The organism is Mesorhizobium sp. J8, assembly GCF_016591715.1.
Taxonomy (GTDB): domain Bacteria; phylum Pseudomonadota; class Alphaproteobacteria; order Rhizobiales; family Rhizobiaceae; genus Mesorhizobium.
This window is the reverse complement of record NZ_AP024109.1, coordinates 761,074-777,680: the sequence shown is the minus strand read 5'-3', so window position 1 is coordinate 777,680 and position 16,607 is coordinate 761,074. Positions and strand designations below refer to the sequence as shown.

General features: G+C 64.1%; 15 protein-coding genes. 8 read left to right on the top strand and 7 right to left on the bottom strand.

Annotation, left to right across the window (positions count from 1 at the left end):
- The first annotated feature begins 15 nt into the window (after nucleotides 1–15).
- The 6 genes from MJ8_RS03695 to MJ8_RS03670 all read left to right on the top strand — a co-directional run bounded on the left by MJ8_RS03695 (nucleotide 16) and on the right by MJ8_RS03670 (nucleotide 5,566).
- Nucleotides 16–411 carry a RidA family protein gene (locus MJ8_RS03695; RefSeq protein WP_201413143.1) on the top strand — a complete coding sequence of 132 codons (396 nt, stop codon included), beginning with the start codon at nucleotides 16–18 and terminating at the stop codon, nucleotides 409–411.
- 141 nt (nucleotides 412–552) lie between these two features.
- Nucleotides 553–1,281 carry a GntR family transcriptional regulator gene (locus tag MJ8_RS03690; protein WP_201413142.1) on the top strand — a complete coding sequence of 243 codons (729 nt, stop codon included), beginning with the start codon at nucleotides 553–555 and terminating at the stop codon, nucleotides 1,279–1,281.
- 163 nt (nucleotides 1,282–1,444) lie between these two features.
- Nucleotides 1,445–2,584: an aminotransferase class V-fold PLP-dependent enzyme gene (locus MJ8_RS03685; RefSeq protein ID WP_201413141.1), complete on the top strand. Its 1,140-nt coding sequence runs from the start codon at nucleotides 1,445–1,447 to the stop codon at nucleotides 2,582–2,584.
- An 82-nt stretch (nucleotides 2,585–2,666) separates the two neighbouring features.
- On the top strand, nucleotides 2,667–3,452 hold the full coding sequence (locus MJ8_RS03680) for a substrate-binding periplasmic protein (RefSeq protein ID WP_201413140.1): 786 nt from the start codon (nucleotides 2,667–2,669) through the stop codon (nucleotides 3,450–3,452).
- A gap of 105 nt (nucleotides 3,453–3,557) precedes the next feature.
- Nucleotides 3,558–4,232, top strand: coding sequence for an amino acid ABC transporter permease (locus MJ8_RS03675; RefSeq protein WP_201413139.1), 675 nt, complete (start codon nucleotides 3,558–3,560; stop codon nucleotides 4,230–4,232).
- A gap of 38 nt (nucleotides 4,233–4,270) precedes the next feature.
- The gene (locus MJ8_RS03670) at nucleotides 4,271–5,566 is read left to right on the top strand and encodes a cysteine desulfurase-like protein (RefSeq protein ID WP_201413138.1); all 1,296 of its coding nucleotides are present in this window, start codon (nucleotides 4,271–4,273) and stop codon (nucleotides 5,564–5,566) included.
- A 167-nt stretch (nucleotides 5,567–5,733) separates the two neighbouring features.
- Here MJ8_RS03670 and MJ8_RS03665 read toward each other — a convergent pair whose 3' ends face one another.
- From MJ8_RS03665 to MJ8_RS03645, 5 genes are read right to left on the bottom strand one after another with little or no spacing between them, the layout of a single operon-like run.
- Entirely contained in the window at nucleotides 5,734–6,561 is an 828-nt protein-coding gene (locus MJ8_RS03665; protein WP_127866396.1) for a dipeptide ABC transporter ATP-binding protein, read from the bottom strand.
- Nucleotides 6,558–7,409 (bottom strand): ABC transporter ATP-binding protein, encoded by an 852-nt coding sequence (locus MJ8_RS03660; RefSeq protein ID WP_201413137.1) that lies wholly within the window; start codon nucleotides 7,407–7,409, stop codon nucleotides 6,558–6,560. The genes MJ8_RS03665 and MJ8_RS03660 overlap by 4 nt, the downstream gene beginning before the upstream one ends.
- Nucleotides 7,409–8,293, bottom strand: coding sequence for an ABC transporter permease subunit (locus MJ8_RS03655; RefSeq protein ID WP_225248282.1), 885 nt, complete (start codon nucleotides 8,291–8,293; stop codon nucleotides 7,409–7,411). The genes MJ8_RS03660 and MJ8_RS03655 overlap by 1 nt, the downstream gene beginning before the upstream one ends.
- A gap of 24 nt (nucleotides 8,294–8,317) precedes the next feature.
- Nucleotides 8,318–9,325 (bottom strand): ABC transporter permease subunit, encoded by a 1,008-nt coding sequence (locus MJ8_RS03650; RefSeq protein ID WP_040986058.1) that lies wholly within the window; start codon nucleotides 9,323–9,325, stop codon nucleotides 8,318–8,320.
- Between the two features lie 51 nt (nucleotides 9,326–9,376).
- The gene (locus MJ8_RS03645) at nucleotides 9,377–10,975 is read right to left on the bottom strand and encodes an ABC transporter substrate-binding protein (protein ID WP_201413135.1); all 1,599 of its coding nucleotides are present in this window, start codon (nucleotides 10,973–10,975) and stop codon (nucleotides 9,377–9,379) included.
- A gap of 458 nt (nucleotides 10,976–11,433) precedes the next feature.
- On the opposite strand from MJ8_RS03645, the gene MJ8_RS03640 reads away from it, so the two are divergent.
- Both MJ8_RS03640 and MJ8_RS03635 read left to right on the top strand, forming a co-directional pair.
- Nucleotides 11,434–13,392 carry a long-chain fatty acid--CoA ligase gene (locus MJ8_RS03640; protein WP_201413134.1) on the top strand — a complete coding sequence of 653 codons (1,959 nt, stop codon included), beginning with the start codon at nucleotides 11,434–11,436 and terminating at the stop codon, nucleotides 13,390–13,392.
- Nucleotides 13,389–14,111: a class I SAM-dependent methyltransferase gene (locus MJ8_RS03635; protein ID WP_412177089.1), complete on the top strand. Its 723-nt coding sequence runs from the start codon at nucleotides 13,389–13,391 to the stop codon at nucleotides 14,109–14,111. Before MJ8_RS03640 ends, MJ8_RS03635 begins: the two co-directional genes overlap by 4 nt.
- A 46-nt stretch (nucleotides 14,112–14,157) precedes the next feature.
- On the opposite strand, the gene MJ8_RS03630 is transcribed toward MJ8_RS03635, so the two are convergent.
- Both MJ8_RS03630 and pgi read right to left on the bottom strand, forming a co-directional pair.
- On the bottom strand, nucleotides 14,158–14,883 hold the full coding sequence (locus MJ8_RS03630; protein WP_201413133.1) for an HAD family hydrolase: 726 nt from the start codon (nucleotides 14,881–14,883) through the stop codon (nucleotides 14,158–14,160).
- A 5-nt stretch (nucleotides 14,884–14,888) separates the two neighbouring features.
- The gene (gene pgi, locus MJ8_RS03625) at nucleotides 14,889–16,496 is read right to left on the bottom strand and encodes a glucose-6-phosphate isomerase (protein WP_225248281.1); all 1,608 of its coding nucleotides are present in this window, start codon (nucleotides 16,494–16,496) and stop codon (nucleotides 14,889–14,891) included.
- Between the last annotated feature and the right edge of the window lie 111 nt (nucleotides 16,497–16,607).

Here is a 16,607-nt window from a genome sequence, read left to right as displayed (position 1 = left end):
GAAATAGGGGGAGACATGCACACCATCCTGCAGCCCGAGGGCTGGGCCAAGCCGGTCGGCTACGCCAATGGCGTGGCCGCGCGCGGCCGGCTTGTCTTTATCGGCGGCCAGGTCGGCTGGAACGCCGAATGCAAATTCGAGACCGATGATTTCGTCGGCCAGGTGCGCCAGACGCTCGCCAATGTCGTCGCGGTTCTTGCCGAAGCCGGCGGCGAGCCGCGGCACATCACCTCGATGACGTGGTATTTCACCGACAAGGCCGAATATCTCGCCAACCTGAAGGGGATCGGCGAGGCTTACCGCGCCGTCATCGGCCGGCATTTTCCGGCCATGGCCGCCATGCAGGTGGTGGCGCTGGTCGAGGACCGCGCCAAGGTGGAGATCCAGGCAATGGCGGTCATTCCGGAGTGAGATAGCGGATATCGATTGAATGCTCGAGACCAAGCCGTACCCGCTTGGCTACCGCCGTAATCTGTGATCAGATGATCACGCCCGCTTCGGTGGGCCTATTTTCGCACATAGACTTTGCCGGCGTCCAAGGAAAGCAAAAGCGTGGCTCTGGGCTTCGAACCCGTATCGGGACGCATCACCGTCCAGGATGGCGTCTATCAACAGCTTCGCCATGCCTTGATGGTCGGCAGTTTCGATCCGGGGCAGGTGCTGACGATCGCCTCGCTGGCCGAGGCTTTCGGCACCTCGAACATGCCGGTGCGCGAGGCCCTGCGGCGGCTCGCGGCGGAGAACGCGCTGGAGATCTCGCAGAATGGCTCGGCCTGCGTGCCGGTGGTGACGCGGGCGCGGCTCGACGATCTCTGCCGCGCCCGGCTCGCCGTCGAAGGGCTGGCCGCCGAGCTCGGCGCGCCGCGCCTGACGGCGTCCGACCTCGCGTCCCTGCAGAGGGTCACCGAAGAGCAGCAGGCGATCGGCCGCGACGGCAGCATCTACGAACTGATCGCCAAGAACCAGCAGTTCCACTTCACGATCTATCGCGCTTCCGGATCCGACGTGCTGTTCCAGTTGATCGAGACGCTGTGGCTGCGCTTCGGCCCTTATATGCGGCTGTTGTCCAACCATGTCGCGCCGCTGATGCGCGCCGGCGTCATGGAACCCTCGGGCCGTCACGCCGCGATCATCGCGGCGCTCAACGACAAGGATTTCCCCCGCGCCCGCGACGAGGTCGTGGCCGACATTACGGCGACGCAGGAAACGCTGCGCACGATCTGCCCCGACGTGCCCGAGCCCAAGGCAGTCGATTTCGCCGCTTTCGGCAAAGCATCCTGATTTTTCTCAACGCCGGTGACCGAAGTCGAAGACGGTCCGATCGCAGCCGCGCTGGCCCACGCAATCACCTTTTTGACCACTCCTGCGCGCTTTCTTTAGTCTTGAAGGATTGCTCCCTGGCCGGTTTTGTGATCACATGATCACAAGGAGCGAGAGACAGCAAATGTCGGGCTATTTTCTCTATCATTCGATCGGCACTTTCCCCGGCAAGGCCGAGGCGATGGCCGCCGCGCTGGCGGAATTTTCCGCTATCTGGTCGGCGGAGGACGACGGCCAGTGGCCGGCCGCGCTGGCCGCGCGGCAACGCTTCATCGACGCCTGGACGCGGCTGATCGCGGCGCCGAAAGGCACTCTGACCACAGCCGAGAATGTCACTGCCGCGCTCTACAGCCTGATCGGCGGCCTTCCGGCGGAGCGGCTGGCGGGAAAACGCCTGCTGGTTGCCGGCGACTGTTTTCCGAGCCTGCATTTCCTGCTTGCAGGGCTTGCCGAGCGTTTCGGCTTCACGCTCGATACCGTGCCGCTGCGGCCGGGCGAAAGCTGGGTGCGCGACGAGGATTTCATCGCCCGCTGGCAGGAGGATGTCGGACTGGCGCTCATAACCTTCGTGACCTCGACGGCCTCGCATCGCTGCGATGTCGAGCGGTTCGCCGCGCATGGCCGTGCCATGGGCAGCCTTGTCGGCGTCGATGTCACGCAGGGCATTGGTGTGGCGCCGTTTTCCGTTGCCGCGACGCCGGTCGATTTCGTCGTCTCGACCTCTCTGAAATGGCTGTGCGGTTCCTCCGGCGCCGGCATATTGCAGGTCGCGCCGGAATTGCTTGCGACCTGCCGGCCGGAACTGCGCGGCTGGTTCAGCCAGCCGAACCCGTTCTCCTGGGACCTCGACGCCTTCAGCTATGCCGACGATGCGCGCCGTTTCGATCATGGCACGCCGGCGATCCTGGCCAGCGTCGCTTCGCTGCCCGGCCTGGAATGGGTGGAAAAGACCGGCATCGATGCCATCCGCGCACAGAACGCCGTGCTCGTCGAGCGCATCATCGGCGCGGCGCTCGACAATGGCTGGACTCTGCGTTCGCCGCTCGACGCCAAGGCGCGCGGCGGCAGCGTGATGCTCGGCCTGCCGCAAGGCGTCGAGGCGCCGAAAATTATCGCTTCGCTGCGCAACGAGCGGCTCTACTGCGACGCGCGCGGCACGACGCTCAGGCTGTCGCCCGGCATGGTCACCACCGAAGCGGCGGTCGATGCGCTGATCGCCAGACTGCAGGACCATATCGGTTCGCGGCGCCGCCGCGCATCCTGATTGCAGGCACCGCCTCGCCTGCGGCGCCTGGGAGTTGGGCGCTGGAAGGGGCGGATGTGGAACCGAACCAGAGGGAAACACAATGTTGAAACGTTTAGGACTGATTGGGGTGGTGATTGCCGCGGGTGTGGCCTTCGCGGCGCCCGCCTTTGCCGACAAGATCATGGTCGGCGCCTACCCGGCCAACCCGCCGTGGGAATACAAGACCGATTCGGGCGGCTTCGAGGGTTTTGAGATCGATGTCGCCAACGACGTCGCCAAGCGTATCGGCGCCGATATCGAGTTCCAGGATTTGGGCTTCCAGGCGCTGTTTGCGGCGACTGCTTCCGGCCGCATCGACTTTGCGGTGTCCTCGATCTCCGTTACCAAGGAGCGGCTGCAGAACCAGGGCTTCACCCAGCCCTATTACGACAGCGACGGCACGATCGTCGGCAAGGCGGATTCCGCCATCAAGTCGCTCGATGACCTCAAGGGCAAGACCATCGGCGTCATCGCTGGCTCGACCGGCGAGGCCTATATGAAGGAGAACGCCGCCAAGCTCGGCGTTGCCGAGACCAAGAGCTACAACGCCCAGCAGGACCTTCTGCTCGACGTGCAGAACGGCCGCATCGACGGCGGCGCCGGCGAGCTCGCCGGTTTCCTGTTCGCCATAAAGCAGATGCCGGCGTTGAAGATCCTGGTGCGCATCCCGACCGGCGAGCGCTTCGCGATGATGACCAAGAAAGGCCATCCGCTGCTCGAGAAGGTGAACGACGCGATCACCGCCATGAAGAAGGACGGCACCATGGCCGCGATCCACAAGAAGTGGTTCGGCGTCGATCCGGAAGCCGGCACCAGCACCGTGACGCCGGGTCCGATCCCGCAATAATCGGGCTGAAAATCGCCGCGGGAGCGCCGGCCAGACCAGCGCTCCCGCTTCCACCCTTCAGGCCCGCGAAGGCGGTGGGCTTGGCATTGCCTTCATGGTGAGCCGATGGAACTGATCGACACCTTCTTCAATTGGGGCATTCTGGTCCGATCCTTTCCGATCCTGATCCGCGGACTGGGAAACACCATCCTGCTTGGTTTGGCGGCCATCGTCTTCGGCACCATTGCCGGCCTGGCAATCTGCCTGGTGCGGCTCTACGCGCCGAAGCCGTTGAGGCGGCTGGCGACGCTCTATATCGACATCTTCCGCGCGCTGCCGATCCTGGTGGTGCTGATCCTGATTTATTACGCCCTGCCCTTCGTCGGCATCCGCCTGTCGTCCTTTGTCTCGGCCGCGCTCGCGCTGTCGCTGGTGCTCGCCGCCTTCACCGCGGAAGTGTGCCGCGCCGGCATCCAGAACATTCCGAAGGGCCAGTTCGAGGCCGCGGCCGCGCTTGGCCTGCCCTTCTGGGTCGCCATGCGCAAGGTGGTGCTGCCGCAGGCGATCCGCGTCGTCATCCCGCCGCTGACCAGCAATTGCGTTTCGGTGTTCAAGGACACCGCGCTCGCTTCGGTGGTGGCGATGCCCGACCTCTTGAAGCAGGCGACCGATGCGCAGGCGCTGATGGCCAACCCGACGCCGCTGATCGGCGCCGCGATCATCTACCTTGCCTTCCTGTGGCCGCTGGTGCGGCTGGTCGGCTACCTCGAAGAGCGCGGCAAGGCCCGGTCCGCGCACTGATCCCTCACTTGAAATCGATGACCTGAAGGAGACGCCTCGTGAACCAGCACCATGTTTCGAAAGCGCAGGAGGGCGCCGCCTCGTTCCCGGTCGAGAAGATCCGCGCCATGTTCCCGGCGCTCAGCCAAGCCGGCGACTTCATCTTCATGGACAATGCGGCCGGCGCGCAGATCCCGCAAAGCGTGCTCGATGCGGTGACGAACCATCTGGTGGGACACAATGTGCAGCGCGGCGGCCGCTATGGCCGCAGCGTGACGGTCGACCAGTCGGTCGCGGACGCACGCGAGAGCGTGGCGCTTCTCATTAACGCTTACAGCCCGTCCGAAATCTGCTTCGGCATGAACGCTACCTCGTTCATCCGCCTGGTCAGCCTCGGCATCGGCCAGATGCTTGCCAAGGATAGAGATGGTGGGCGCGACGAGATCATCGTCACCGACATGGACCACGACGCCAACATCGCCACCTGGCTGGCGCTGGAGCCGGCCGGCGCCAAGTTCAAATGGTGGCGCATGCGCGAGGACGGCAATCTTCATGTCGACGACCTCAAGCCGCTGGTTTCGGAGCGCACGCGCCTCGTCGCTTGCACGGTGACGGCGCATTCGATCGGCTCGATCGTCGACGTCGCCTCGGTGGCCAGGATCGCGCATGCGGCGGACGCGGAAGTGTTCCTCGACTGCGTGCACTACGGACCGCACGGACTGATCGACGTGCAGGCCTGGGATTGCGATTACCTCGTCTGCTCCGGCTACAAGAACTTCTCGCCGCATATGGGCTTCCTGTGGGGCCGCTTCGAAACGCTGAAGCGGCTGCCGACCTTCCGCGAGGATTTCATTCCCGACGAACCGCCCTACAAGGTCGAGGCCGGCACCTTCATCTACGAGAACGTGTCGGGCATGGATGCGGCGGTGCGCTACCTGGAATCCATCGGCCGCAATTTCCTGCCCGAGAACAACCGCTCGCGCCGCGACAACATCGTCGCCGGCATGGGCGCCATCCGCGACTACGAGCTGGTGCTGGCCCGCGAGATGCTGAAGGTGCTGAAGGACTGCAATGCCACCATCTACGGCGTCGCCGACGAGGCCCGCATAAACGAGCGCGTGCCAACCTTCTGCTTCAACATCGGCAAGCTCTCGCCGCAAAGGATCGTCGAGGAGATGGCGGCGATGCAGATCGGCATCCGCGACGGGCATATGTATGCGCCGCGGCTGATGAAGCGGCTGAACCTGTCGATGGACAGCGGCGCGATCCGCGCCTCGCTGGTGCATTACAACACGGTCGAGGAAGTGCGCCGCTTTGGGGAAGCCCTGCGGGCGATTGTTGCGAAGTTGTCGTGATCGCCTTGACCACGACGGTGTTAGGGAGTGTCGAGATTCAGGTCAGGCCGAGTCGAGAATGGTAGCTTCCGAGAACCGGAGCGGAGCGTACTTAAAGTACGTGAGCACCGGAAGCGCAGGAAGCTGCCATTCGCAGGCCGGCCTCACCTGAATATCGGCACTCCCGGTCAGGCCGCCTTCTTCTTCGCCAACCTCGCCTTGATGCTCGCTATGTCGGCGCGCGGCGTCGCGGCGAACAGCGTCTTGGTGTAGGCGTGCTTGGGGTTGGAGAAGACCTCGTCGCGCGGGCCGTATTCGACCGCTTCGCCGAAATACATCACCATCACGTCGTCGGCGATGTAGCGCACCACCGAGAGGTCGTGGCTGATGAAGACATAGGTCAGTTGGAACTCGTCCTGCAGGTCGGCGAGCAGGTTCAGCACCTGCGCCTGCACCGAGAGGTCGAGCGCCGAGACCGGTTCGTCCAGCACCAGGAGGCTCGGATTCAGCATCAGCGCGCGTGCAATGGCGATGCGCTGGCGCTGGCCGCCCGAGAACATATGCGGGTAGCGGTTGTAGTGCTCCGGTCCGAGGCCGACCTTCTTCAGCATCTTCATCGCCAGGTCGCGGCGCTCTTCGGCCGGCTTGTCGGTGTTGATGAGCAACGGCTCGCCCAGCACATCGCCGATCTTCTGGCGCGGGTTGAGGGAGCCGTAAGGGTTCTGGAAGACGATCTGCACCTTGCGGCGCATTTCCTTGGTGAGCCCGTCCCTGGCGATGTCGACCTTGTTGCCGTCGATGAAGAGTTCGCCGGAGGTGGCCGGGTCGATCAGCGTGATGATGCGGGCGAGCGTGGACTTGCCGCAGCCCGATTCACCCACGATCGCCAGCGTCTTGCCCTTCTCGACGCTGAAGGATACGCCCTTCACCGCATGCACGGTGCGCGCGCCGCGGAACAGACCGCCGCCGACATGGTAGTCGCGCTTGATGTCCTTGCCTTCGACGACCTTGGTCATGCGCCGGCTCCCGAAGGGGCGGCCTCGAACAGCATGTCCGTGACGGTCGGCAGCCGGTCGCCGACGGCGTTTTCCGGCAGCGCCGAGAGCAGCGCGCGCGTGTAGTTGCTCTTCGGCGATTCAAAGAGCGACAGCACGTCGGCCTCTTCCATCTTGCGGCCCTTGTACTGGACGATGACGCGGTCGGCGGTTTCGGCCACCACGCCCATATTGTGGGTGATCATGATCAGGCCCATGCCGTATTTGGCCTGCAGCGAGACAAGCAGATCGAGGATCTGCTTCTGGATGGTGACGTCGAGCGCGGTGGTCGGCTCGTCGGCGATCAAAAGCTTCGGGTTGCAGGCAATCGCCATCGCGATCATGACGCGCTGGCACTGGCCGCCCGACATCTGGTGCGGGAAGGAGTTCAGCCGGTCAGCCGGGTCGGGAATGCCGACCTGCTTGAAGAGCTCGATGGCGCGCGCACGGCGCTCGGCCTTGTCCATGCCCATGTGGAAGCGCAGCACTTCCTCGATCTGGAAGCCTACGGTGAAGCACGGGTTGAGACTGGCGATCGGCTCCTGGAAGATCATGGCGATGTCCTTGCCAATGATCTTGCGGCGATCGGCCGGGCTGATCTTCAACAGGTCGCGGCCGTTGAAGGTCATGCGGTCGGCAGTGACGGTGGCCGTCCACGGCAGCAAGCCCATCACGGCCAGCATCGACACCGATTTGCCGGAGCCGGATTCGCCGACGATGGCGAGCACCTCGCGCTCATCGACATGAAGCGAGACGCCGTCGACGGCGCGGAACGGGCCGGACGCGGTCTGGAACTCGACGACGAGGTTCTGGATGTCGAGCAGCGCCATCACGACCTCCTGAGTTTGGGATCGAGCGCGTCGCGCAAGCCGTCGCCGATCAGGTTGATGGCAAGCACGGTGATGAGGATGGCGAGGCCGGGGAAGGTCACCACCCACCAGGCGCGCAGGATGAACTCGCGCGCCGACGCAAGCATCGTTCCCCATTCCGGCGTCGGCGGCTGGGCACCGAGGCCGAGGAAGCCGAGTGCGGCGGCTTCGAGAATGGCGTTGGAGAAGGACAGCGTGCCTTGGACGATGAGCGGCGCCAGGCAGTTGGGCAGGATGGTGGCGAGCATCAGCCTGAGATGTCCGGCGCCCGCGACCTTCGCCGCCACGACATATTCGCGGCTCTTCTCGGCCATGACGGCGGCGCGCACCAGGCGGGCGAAATGCGGCTGCAGCACAAGCGCGATCGCCAGCATCGCGTTGAACAAGCCAGGGCCGAGGATGGTGACCAGCACGAGCGCCAAGAGCAGCGACGGGAAGGCCAGGATCAGGTCCATGACGCGCATGATCGCGACGTCGACCCAGCCGCGGAAATAGCCTGCCAAAAGGCCGAGCGTGATGCCGCCGGTGAGCGCCAGCGTGACGACGACCGCGCCGATCAGCAGCGAGAAGCGCGCGCCATAGAGCAGGCGCGAGAGGATGTCGCGGCCGACCGGGTCGGTGCCGAGCAGATATTGCGTCGAGCCGCCCTCCTGCCAAGCCGGCGGCCTGAGGAACGCGGCCTTGTCCTGGATGTCGGGCGCGTAAGGCGCGAGCAGCGGCGCGAAGAGTGCGGCGAGCACCAAAAGGATGAAGACGACCAGGCCGATGACGGCGCCGCGATTCACCGAGAAATAATGCCAGAAGGTCCTGAGGCCGGTGAGACGATCCGGGCTGCCGGCGGCCATCGGGGCGATTTCGGTCTGGGTCATTTATGCCGCCCTGATGCGCGGGTTGATGACGGCGTAGAGCACATCGACGATCAGATTCACCGCCATGACGATGAGCGCGATCAAAAGCAGACCCGACTGCACGACGACATAGTCGCGCTTGAAGATGGAATCGACCATCCATTTGCCGATGCCCGGCCAGGCGAAGATGGTCTCGGTGAGGATGGCGCCCGCGAGCAGCGTGCCGACCTGCAGGCCGATGGTGGTGACGACCGGGATCAGCGCGTTGCGCAGCGCATGCACGCCGATGACGCGCGCCGCCGAAAGACCCTTGGCGCGCGCGGTGCGGACATAGTCCTCGCCCAGCACTTCGAGCATGGCCGAGCGCGTCTGGCGCGCGATCACCGCCAGCGGAATGGTGCCGAGCACGATCGAAGGCAGCACAAGGTGGCTGAGCGCGGAGCGGAACGCATCCCACTTGCCGTAAAGCAGGCTGTCGATAGTCATGAAGCCGGTGATCGGCTTGAAGAAGAACTGCAGGCCGATGCGGCCCGACACCGGCGTCCAGCCGAGATAGCCGGAAAAGAAGATGATGAGCAGCAGGCCCCACCAGAAGATCGGCATCGAATAGCCGACAAGGGCGGTGCCCATCAGCGACTGGTCGAACCATGAGCCGCGCTTGACGGCGGCGAAGATGCCGGCCGGAATGCCGATGACCATGGCGAAGACCATGGCGAAGAAGGACAGTTCCAGCGTCGCCGGGAAGAGTGTCTTGAACTCCTCGAGGACCGGCCGCTTGGACGAGATGGAAACGCCGAAATCGCCGGTGGCGACCTCACCGACATAGCGCGCATACTGCTGCCAGATCGGCAGATTGTAGCCGAACTGTTCCTTGAGCTCTTCGTAGCGGGCGGGGGCGACGCCATGCTCGCCGGCCATGGCGAGGATCGGATCGCCGGGCAGCAGTCGGACAAAGGCGAAGGCGCAGATGGTGATGCCGACCAGGGTCGGGATCAGAAGGGCGATTTTGTTGAGAAGATATCGGAGCATCGTCAAGTCGAAACGGGGCGGCGCGAATTCGCGCCGCCCCGTTCGCAAATATTACTCGGACTTGTCAACACCGTCGAAACGGTGAATGCCGAGCGGGTCCATCTTGAAGCCGGTGACGTTGTTGCGAACGACCGCGTAGACCTGGCTGTGGGCCAGCAGGAAGGCGGGCGCTTCCTTCGCGAAGATCACCTGCGCCTGCTCATAGAGCTTGGTGCGCTCGGCCTGGTCGCTGGTCTTCTTGGCCTTCTGGATCAGGTCCTCGAAGTCCTTGTCGCACCAGCTCGAATAGTTCGAGACGCCGATGGCCGAGCAGGCGAAGAGGGTGGCGAAGAAATTGTCCGGGTCGCCATTGTCGCCGGTCCAGCCGACCTGGAAGGCGCCGGGGCGGTCCTTCTTCTTGCCTTCCTCGCGGTACTTCGTCCACTCGTAGTTGACGATGTTGGCCTTGACGCCGACCTTGGCCCAGTCGGCCTGGATCAGCTCGGCGGCGCGCTGGAAGTTAGGATTGTAGGGACGGGCGCGGTCCGAGGCCCAGAGCTGGATCTCCTTCAGCCCGGCAGCCTCGAGCACCTTCTTGGCCGCTTCCGGATTGTAGGCGTCGGTCTTCACGTCCTTGTTCCACGACCACATGGTCGGCGGGATCAGGTTTTCGGCCGGCGTCGCGCCGGCATCCTGGAACAGCGACTTGATCAGCGCATCCCGGTCGATCGCCTGGTTGAGCGCATGGCGCACTTCCGGCTTATCGAGCGGCGGGATCGTGGTGTTGTAGCTCATATAGCCGATGTTCAGGCCGGCCTGGTCCATCAGGGTCACGTCCTTGTTGGCCTTGATGGTCGCGATGTCGGCGGGGTTCGGATAGACCGTCACGTCGCACTCGCCGGCCAGCACCTTCTGGATGCGGGCGGTCGCGTCAGGCGTGATGGCGAAGACCAGATCGTCGATCTTTTCCTTGCCCTTGAAGTAGTCGGGATTGGCCGCATAGCGGATGACCGAATCCAGCTGATAGTCGACGAACTGGAACGGACCGGTGCCGACCGGCTTGGTCGAGAAGTCGGCCATCTTGCCTTCCTTCTCGAGCTGGTCGGCATATTCCTTCGACACGATCGAAGCGAAGTCCATGCCGAGATTGGCGAGCATCGGCGCGTTCGGCTCGGTCAGCGTCAGCTTGACGGTGAGGTCGTCGACCTTCTCCCACTTGGCGACGTATTTCGGCATGTCCATGCCGGTGTAATAGTCCCAGGTGAGGTTCGGCAGGTACTTGTCGCCGTTCCACGGATTCTGCTTGTTGAACTGGCGATCGAAGGAGAAGACGACGTCATCGGCGTTGAGGTCGCGCGTCGGCTTGAAATAGTCGGTGGTCTGGAACTTCACGCCCGGATGCAGATGGAAAGTATAGACCAGGCCATCGTCGGAAATTTCCCACTTGTCGGCAAGACCAGGCTCGATCTCGGTGCCACCGTGCTTGAATTCAACCAGTCGCGAATAGACGGTGCGCGAAGACGCGTCGAAGTCGTTACCGCCGGTCGTCGTACCGGGATCGAAATTGGCCGGCGACGCTTCCGAGCAATAAACGAGCGTCTTGGCACTGGCCATGCCGCTGAGGACGCTTGCAGCCAGCAACGCGGCTGCAAAAGCCATTGTCTTTTTCATTGAGCACTCCCTGATGTTCTCTCAAGCCCCTCTATCAGGCTCGCGAAGGGCGCATATAAGCACCGTTTCTTCGCCTTTGGAACACCTCGTGTGCATACCCCACGGGAAGCAGGAAAAGAATCTACCCTTTGCTCAAATATCAGAAAAAACGAGCAATTTATTCCGCTCACGACATTATTAACGATAGCAGTTTTTTATTGATCGGCCGCCTTTCGAAATGGCGATGCGCGGCATGCCTGCCCCGGATCGCCCCGCCGCCCAGGCAGGTGCGGGAGGCCATCGAAGCGCGGGATTTCGATGGCAATCTTTCCCCGCATTGCCGCTGGGGCAAGGCTTGCACGGTCGCGGATAGAGGCAATACATAGACGATGGGCGGGATTTCCCGGAAAATCCGAACCGGCGTGGAGGACGCTTCTTTCGGAGGCGGCGCCAGACAAGAAGGCGACAGGGAGAGACAGGTGGCAAAAGCAGCCAAGACGACAGCCCCGGCGAAAGCAAAGGCCAAGGCCGCCGCCGAAAGCGATGCGCCCAAGGCTGTGAAGGCGGCCGCCGCGTCGAAGACGAAGACGGCCGCCAAGGAAGCGCCTGCCAAGGCAGCCGCAAAACCCGCGGCGGCAAAGACCAAGGCCGCGGCAGCCAAAAAGGACAAGCCGGCAACCGCACAAGCGGCGGCCGCCAAGCCGGCCACCCCGCCTGCCACTAAGGGTCTGCCGAAGGCGATAACCGAGCTCACCGCCGGCCTGCCGGAAAAGCCGTGGCTGAAAAGCTATCCCAAGAACATGCCGGCCGAGATCGGCGCCCTGCCCTATAAGTCCATCGGCGAGTTTCTCGTCGCCGCCTGCAAGCAATTCGCCGGACGGCCTGCCTTCGTGTGCATGGGCAAGTCGATCACCTATGCCGAGCTCGAGCGGCTGTCGGCCGCGTTCGGCGCCTATCTGCAGGCGAGAGGCCTCGAGAAGGGCGCGCGCGTGGCGCTGATGATGCCGAACGTGCTGCAATATCCGGTGGCGATGATGGGGATCCTGCGCGCCGGCTACACGGTGGTGAACGTCAACCCGCTCTACACACCGCGCGAACTGGAACACCAGTTGAAGGATTCCGGCGCGCAGGCCATCGTCATCCTCGAGAACTTCGCCGGCACGCTGCAGGCGGTGATCGCCAGGACGCCCGTCAAGCATGTCATCGTCGCCGCCATGGGCGACATGCTGGGCGGCCTCAAGGGCGCCATCGTCAACCTCGTCGTGCGGCGGGTGAAGAAGATGGTTCCGGCATGGTCGCTGCCCGGCCATGTCAAGTTCAACGCCGTGCTCAAGACCGGCGCGACCATCGCCTTCAAGCCGCCCACGGTCTCCGCCGACGACATCGCCTTCCTGCAATATACGGGCGGCACCACCGGCGTCTCGAAGGGCGCCGTGCTGCTGCATCGCAACGTGCTTTCGAACGTCGCGCAGAATTCGCTGTGGGTGGAGGACGCCTATACGGTGAAGCCGAAGCCCGCGCATCTCAACTTCATATGCGCGCTGCCGCTCTACCACATCTTCGCGCTGACGGTGAACGCGCTGATGGGCATGCAGCAGGGCGCGCAAAACGTGCTGATCCCCAACCCGCGTGATATCCCGGGCTTCGTCAAGGAACTGGCAAAATACCCGATGCACATCTTCCCGGGCCTCAACACGCTGTTCAACGCGCTGCTCAACAATGAGGAATTCCGCAAGCTCGACTTCAAGCCGCTGATCCTGACACTGGGCGGCGGCATGGCGGTGCAGAAGGGCGTCGCCGAACGCTGGAAGGCGCTGACCGGCTGCCCGGTGAGCGAAGGCTACGGACTGTCCGAAACCTCGCCGGTGGCGACGGCCAACAAGTTCAGCTCGGCCGATTTCACGGGCACGATCGGCCTGCCGCTGCCTTCGACGGAAATCGCCATCCGCGACGACGACGGCAACAACGTGCCGCTCGGCGAAGTGGGCGAGATCTGCATCCGCGGCCCGCAGGTGATGGCCGGCTACTGGAACCGTCCCGACGAGACCGCCAAGGTGATGACCAAGGACGGCTTCTTCAAATCCGGCGACATGGGCTTCATGGACGAGCGCGGCTACACCAAGATCGTCGACCGCAAGAAGGACATGATCCTGGTCTCCGGCTTCAACGTGTATCCGAACGAACTGGAGGAGGTGGTGGCGCATCACCCGGGCGTGCTGGAAGTCGCGGCCATCGGCGTGCCGGACGAGCATTCCGGCGAAGTGCCCAAATTGTTCGTGGTCAGGAAGGACCCGGGGCTCACTATCGAAGCCCTGATGGCTTACTGCCGCGAGAACCTGACCGGCTACAAGCGGCCGCGATATATCGAGTTCCGCACCGAGCTGCCGAAGACCCCGGTCGGCAAGATCCTGCGGCGCGCGTTGCGGGACCAGGCTTGAGCGATTCCACAGCCGGCTTGGGGCGACACCGGACGAAGGCGCTCGATCCGGCGGACTTCATCAAAGCAAACATGCGGCTGACGCCGGTGTCGTCAGTGCCGGAGGTCCGGCTCTATCAGGCGCATCCCGGCAGCGGCCTGCGGCGGCTGCTGGAACCGGACGACGACGGCGACGGAAGCCAGCCTGAGCCGCAGCCGCCCTACTGGGCCTATGCCTGGGCCGGCGGCGCCGTGCTGGCGCGCTATATCCTCGACAGGCCATCGATCGTCGCCGGCAAGCGGGTGCTCGACCTCGGCGCCGGCTCGGGGCTGGTCGGCATCGCCGCGGCAAAAGCCGGGGCGCGTGCGGTAATCGCGGCGGAGATCGACCGCAACGGCGTGGCGGCGCTCCGTCTCAACGCGCAAGCCAACGGCGTCGCCATCCAAATCCGTGACGAGGACCTCACCGTCGGTGCGCCACCGGCGGTCGACCTGGTGCTCGCGGGCGACGTCTTTTACGCGCAGGATGTCGGACAGCGGATGATGCCGTTCCTCGATCGCTGCCTCGCCGCCGGCATCGACGTGCTGGTCGGCGATCCGGGTCGCGCCTGGCTGCCGAGGCCGCGGCTTTGCCCGCTCGGCGAATATCATGTGCCGGATGTCGGCGGAAACGGCGGCAGCGAGCCTAAGCCCAGCGCGGTGTTCGCTTTGATGGCGGAACCCTCTATCTGCCTGTTTTGAGGCAATTCCGGACGGAAAACCGCTTCACACTTTTCCTGGAATTGCTCTAGCCCGCCGGCACGTTCACCCGCGCGGCGAGGAAATCCGGCAGGTCAGCGACCGAGTCCAGCACGACGTCCGCCATCGGCGCCAGCGAATCGCGCGTGCCGGTGCCGGAGAGCACGCCCACCGCCAGACCACAGCCGCCGGCGCGCGCCATTTCGAGATCGTGGCGATTGTCGCCGACCATGGCGACCTCGCCGGGCTTCAACCCGGTCAGGTCGCAGAAAGCGACGACGGTGTCGGGCGCGGGCTTGGAATTGGCAACGGCGTCGTAGCCGAAGGCGGCATCGAAAAGCTGCGCGATGCCGAGGGTGGCGAGCGTCTTTTCGGCGCCGCTGGTGGAATCGTTGGTGGCAACGCCCATCCGATAGGACCGGCTGTGCAAGGTCCGCAGCGAGTCGACAATTCCGGGCAGCGCCACGGCCATGGCCGAGCCTTGCGCCGAGGTGATCTCGTTGAATCGGGAAACCGCACGCATCTGGTCCTCATCGGACAGACGCGGGAACCAGAGCTCGACGACGTCCATGTTCGAGCCGGAGGCGAAGATCGAATCGGGCTTGAAGCGCTTGGTGACGAAGTCGAAGCCGGCCGCGGCAAGCAGCCGGTCGGCTTTCCAGCGGTCGCCCTCGGCGGCGTCCATCGCCATGAAGTCGGCTATGCCGAGCCAGGTTGCGTTGAAGTCGACAAGCGTGCCGTCCTTGTCGAACAATATACCCTTGATATCCGCCAATCCTTTTACTCCACGCCACGCAATTGGTGGATATGAGCCACCAGTCCGGCAGTCGAGGCGTCGCGGTTTGCGGCAGTCTCCTTGCCTTCAACGACAGGCAGCAGGCCCGTCGCCAGTTCCTTGCCGAGTTCGACACCCCATTGGTCGAAGGAATTGATGTTGAACAGCGTGCCTTCGACGAAGACGCGATGCTCATAGAGCGCGATTATGCGGCCCAATGTGCGCGGATCGAGCTTGCGGTAGAGAATGGTGAGCGACGGGCGGTTGCCGGAGAAGACACGGTGCGGCGCGATGCGGTCGACATCGGCCGGCTTCATGCCCTTGGCCAGCATCTGAGCGCGCGCCTCTTCCAGCGTGCGCCCCTTCATGAAGGCCTCCGACTGAGCCAGACAGTTGGCGAGCAGGAGATCATGCTGGTGCTTCAATTCGGGCTCGTGACCGACCGCGGCGGCGAGAAACTCGACGGGGATGAAGTCGGTGCCCTGGTGCAGGAGCTGGAAGAAGGCATGCTGGCCGTTGGTGCCGGGCTCGCCCCAGACCAGCGGGCCGGTGGGCGTGGCGGCGGCGGTGCCGTCCAGCGTGACGCTCTTGCCGTTCGATTCCATGTCGAGCTGCTGCAGATAGGCCGGTAGGCGCGACAGGCGCTGGTCGTAAGGGATGACGGCGCGGGCCGGATAGTTGCAGACGACCCGGTGCCACCAGCCGATCAGCCCCAGAAGCACCGGCAGGTTCTTCTGCATGGGCGCCGAGCGGAAATGCTCGTCCATCTCATGCGCGCCGTCGAGGAAGGCACGGAAATTGCGCGGGCCGACGGAAATCATCACCGGCAGGCCGATGGCGCTCCAGACCGAATAGCGGCCGCCGACCCAATCCCAGAAGCCGAAGACGCGGTCCTGCTCGATGCCGAACTTCGCCACCAGGTCGAGGGCGGTCGAGACGGCGGCGAAATGCTTGCCGACCGCTTCCTTGCCCAGCGCCTTCTGCACCCAGTCGCGCGCCGTCTCGGCATTCGTCATCGTCTCGACTGTGGTGAAGGTCTTGGAGGCGATGATGAAGAGGGTCGTTTCCGCGGACAGGCTCTTCAGCGTGTCATGGATATGCGCGCCGTCGACATTGGAGACGTAGTGCGCGCGCGGCCCGTCATGATAGGGGGCCAGCGCCAGCGTCACCATTGCCGGGCCGAGGTCCGAACCGCCGATGCCGATGTTGACGATGTCGGTGATCTTCTTGCCGGTGGCACCCAGCGCCTTGCCGGACCGGATGGCGTCGGCGAAAGCGCCCATGGCGTCGAGCACGGCGATCACATCGGCCTTGGTGTCCTGGCCGTCGACGATGACGCTTTTTCCCGTCAGGTTGCGCAGTGCGGTATGCAGCACGGCGCGGTTCTCGGTGATGTTGATCTTCTTGCCTTCGAACATCGCGTTGCGGCGCCCCGCGAGATCGGCCGCCCCCGCCAGCTTTTCCAGCATCGTCATCGTGTCTGCGTCGACGGCGCATTTCGACCAGTCGAGCAGAAGGTCGCCATCGGTGGCGGAAAATGTCTCGAAGCGCTTGGGATCGGCGGCGAAGGCCTCGCGCATCGAACCCTTGGCCGCCGCGCGCTGATCGCGCAAGGCGGCAAGTTGCTTGTCGAAGGATGACTGGTCCACTGGCGGGCTCCTGGCGGGTTTTTAGACCATTTTAACAGGCCGGATGTTTCCGGCGCGTGTCGGCGCGTCATTCTA

Coding starts and splice junctions, on each gene's coding strand:
- MJ8_RS03680 (WP_201413140.1), top strand. CDS start 2,667: ATGTTGAAACGTTTAGGACTGATTGGGGTGGTGATTGCCGCGGGTGTG.
- MJ8_RS03645 (WP_201413135.1), bottom strand. CDS start 10,975: ATGAAAAAGACAATGGCTTTTGCAGCCGCGTTGCTGGCTGCAAGCGTC.
- MJ8_RS03695 (WP_201413143.1), top strand. CDS start 16: ATGCACACCATCCTGCAGCCCGAGGGCTGGGCCAAGCCGGTCGGCTAC.
- MJ8_RS03650 (WP_040986058.1), bottom strand. CDS start 9,325: ATGCTCCGATATCTTCTCAACAAAATCGCCCTTCTGATCCCGACCCTG.
- MJ8_RS03655 (WP_225248282.1), bottom strand. CDS start 8,293: ATGGCCGCCGGCAGCCCGGATCGTCTCACCGGCCTCAGGACCTTCTGG.
- MJ8_RS03675 (WP_201413139.1), top strand. CDS start 3,558: ATGGAACTGATCGACACCTTCTTCAATTGGGGCATTCTGGTCCGATCC.
- MJ8_RS03665 (WP_127866396.1), bottom strand. CDS start 6,561: ATGACCAAGGTCGTCGAAGGCAAGGACATCAAGCGCGACTACCATGTC.
- MJ8_RS03660 (WP_201413137.1), bottom strand. CDS start 7,409: ATGGCGCTGCTCGACATCCAGAACCTCGTCGTCGAGTTCCAGACCGCG.
- MJ8_RS03685 (WP_201413141.1), top strand. CDS start 1,445: ATGTCGGGCTATTTTCTCTATCATTCGATCGGCACTTTCCCCGGCAAG.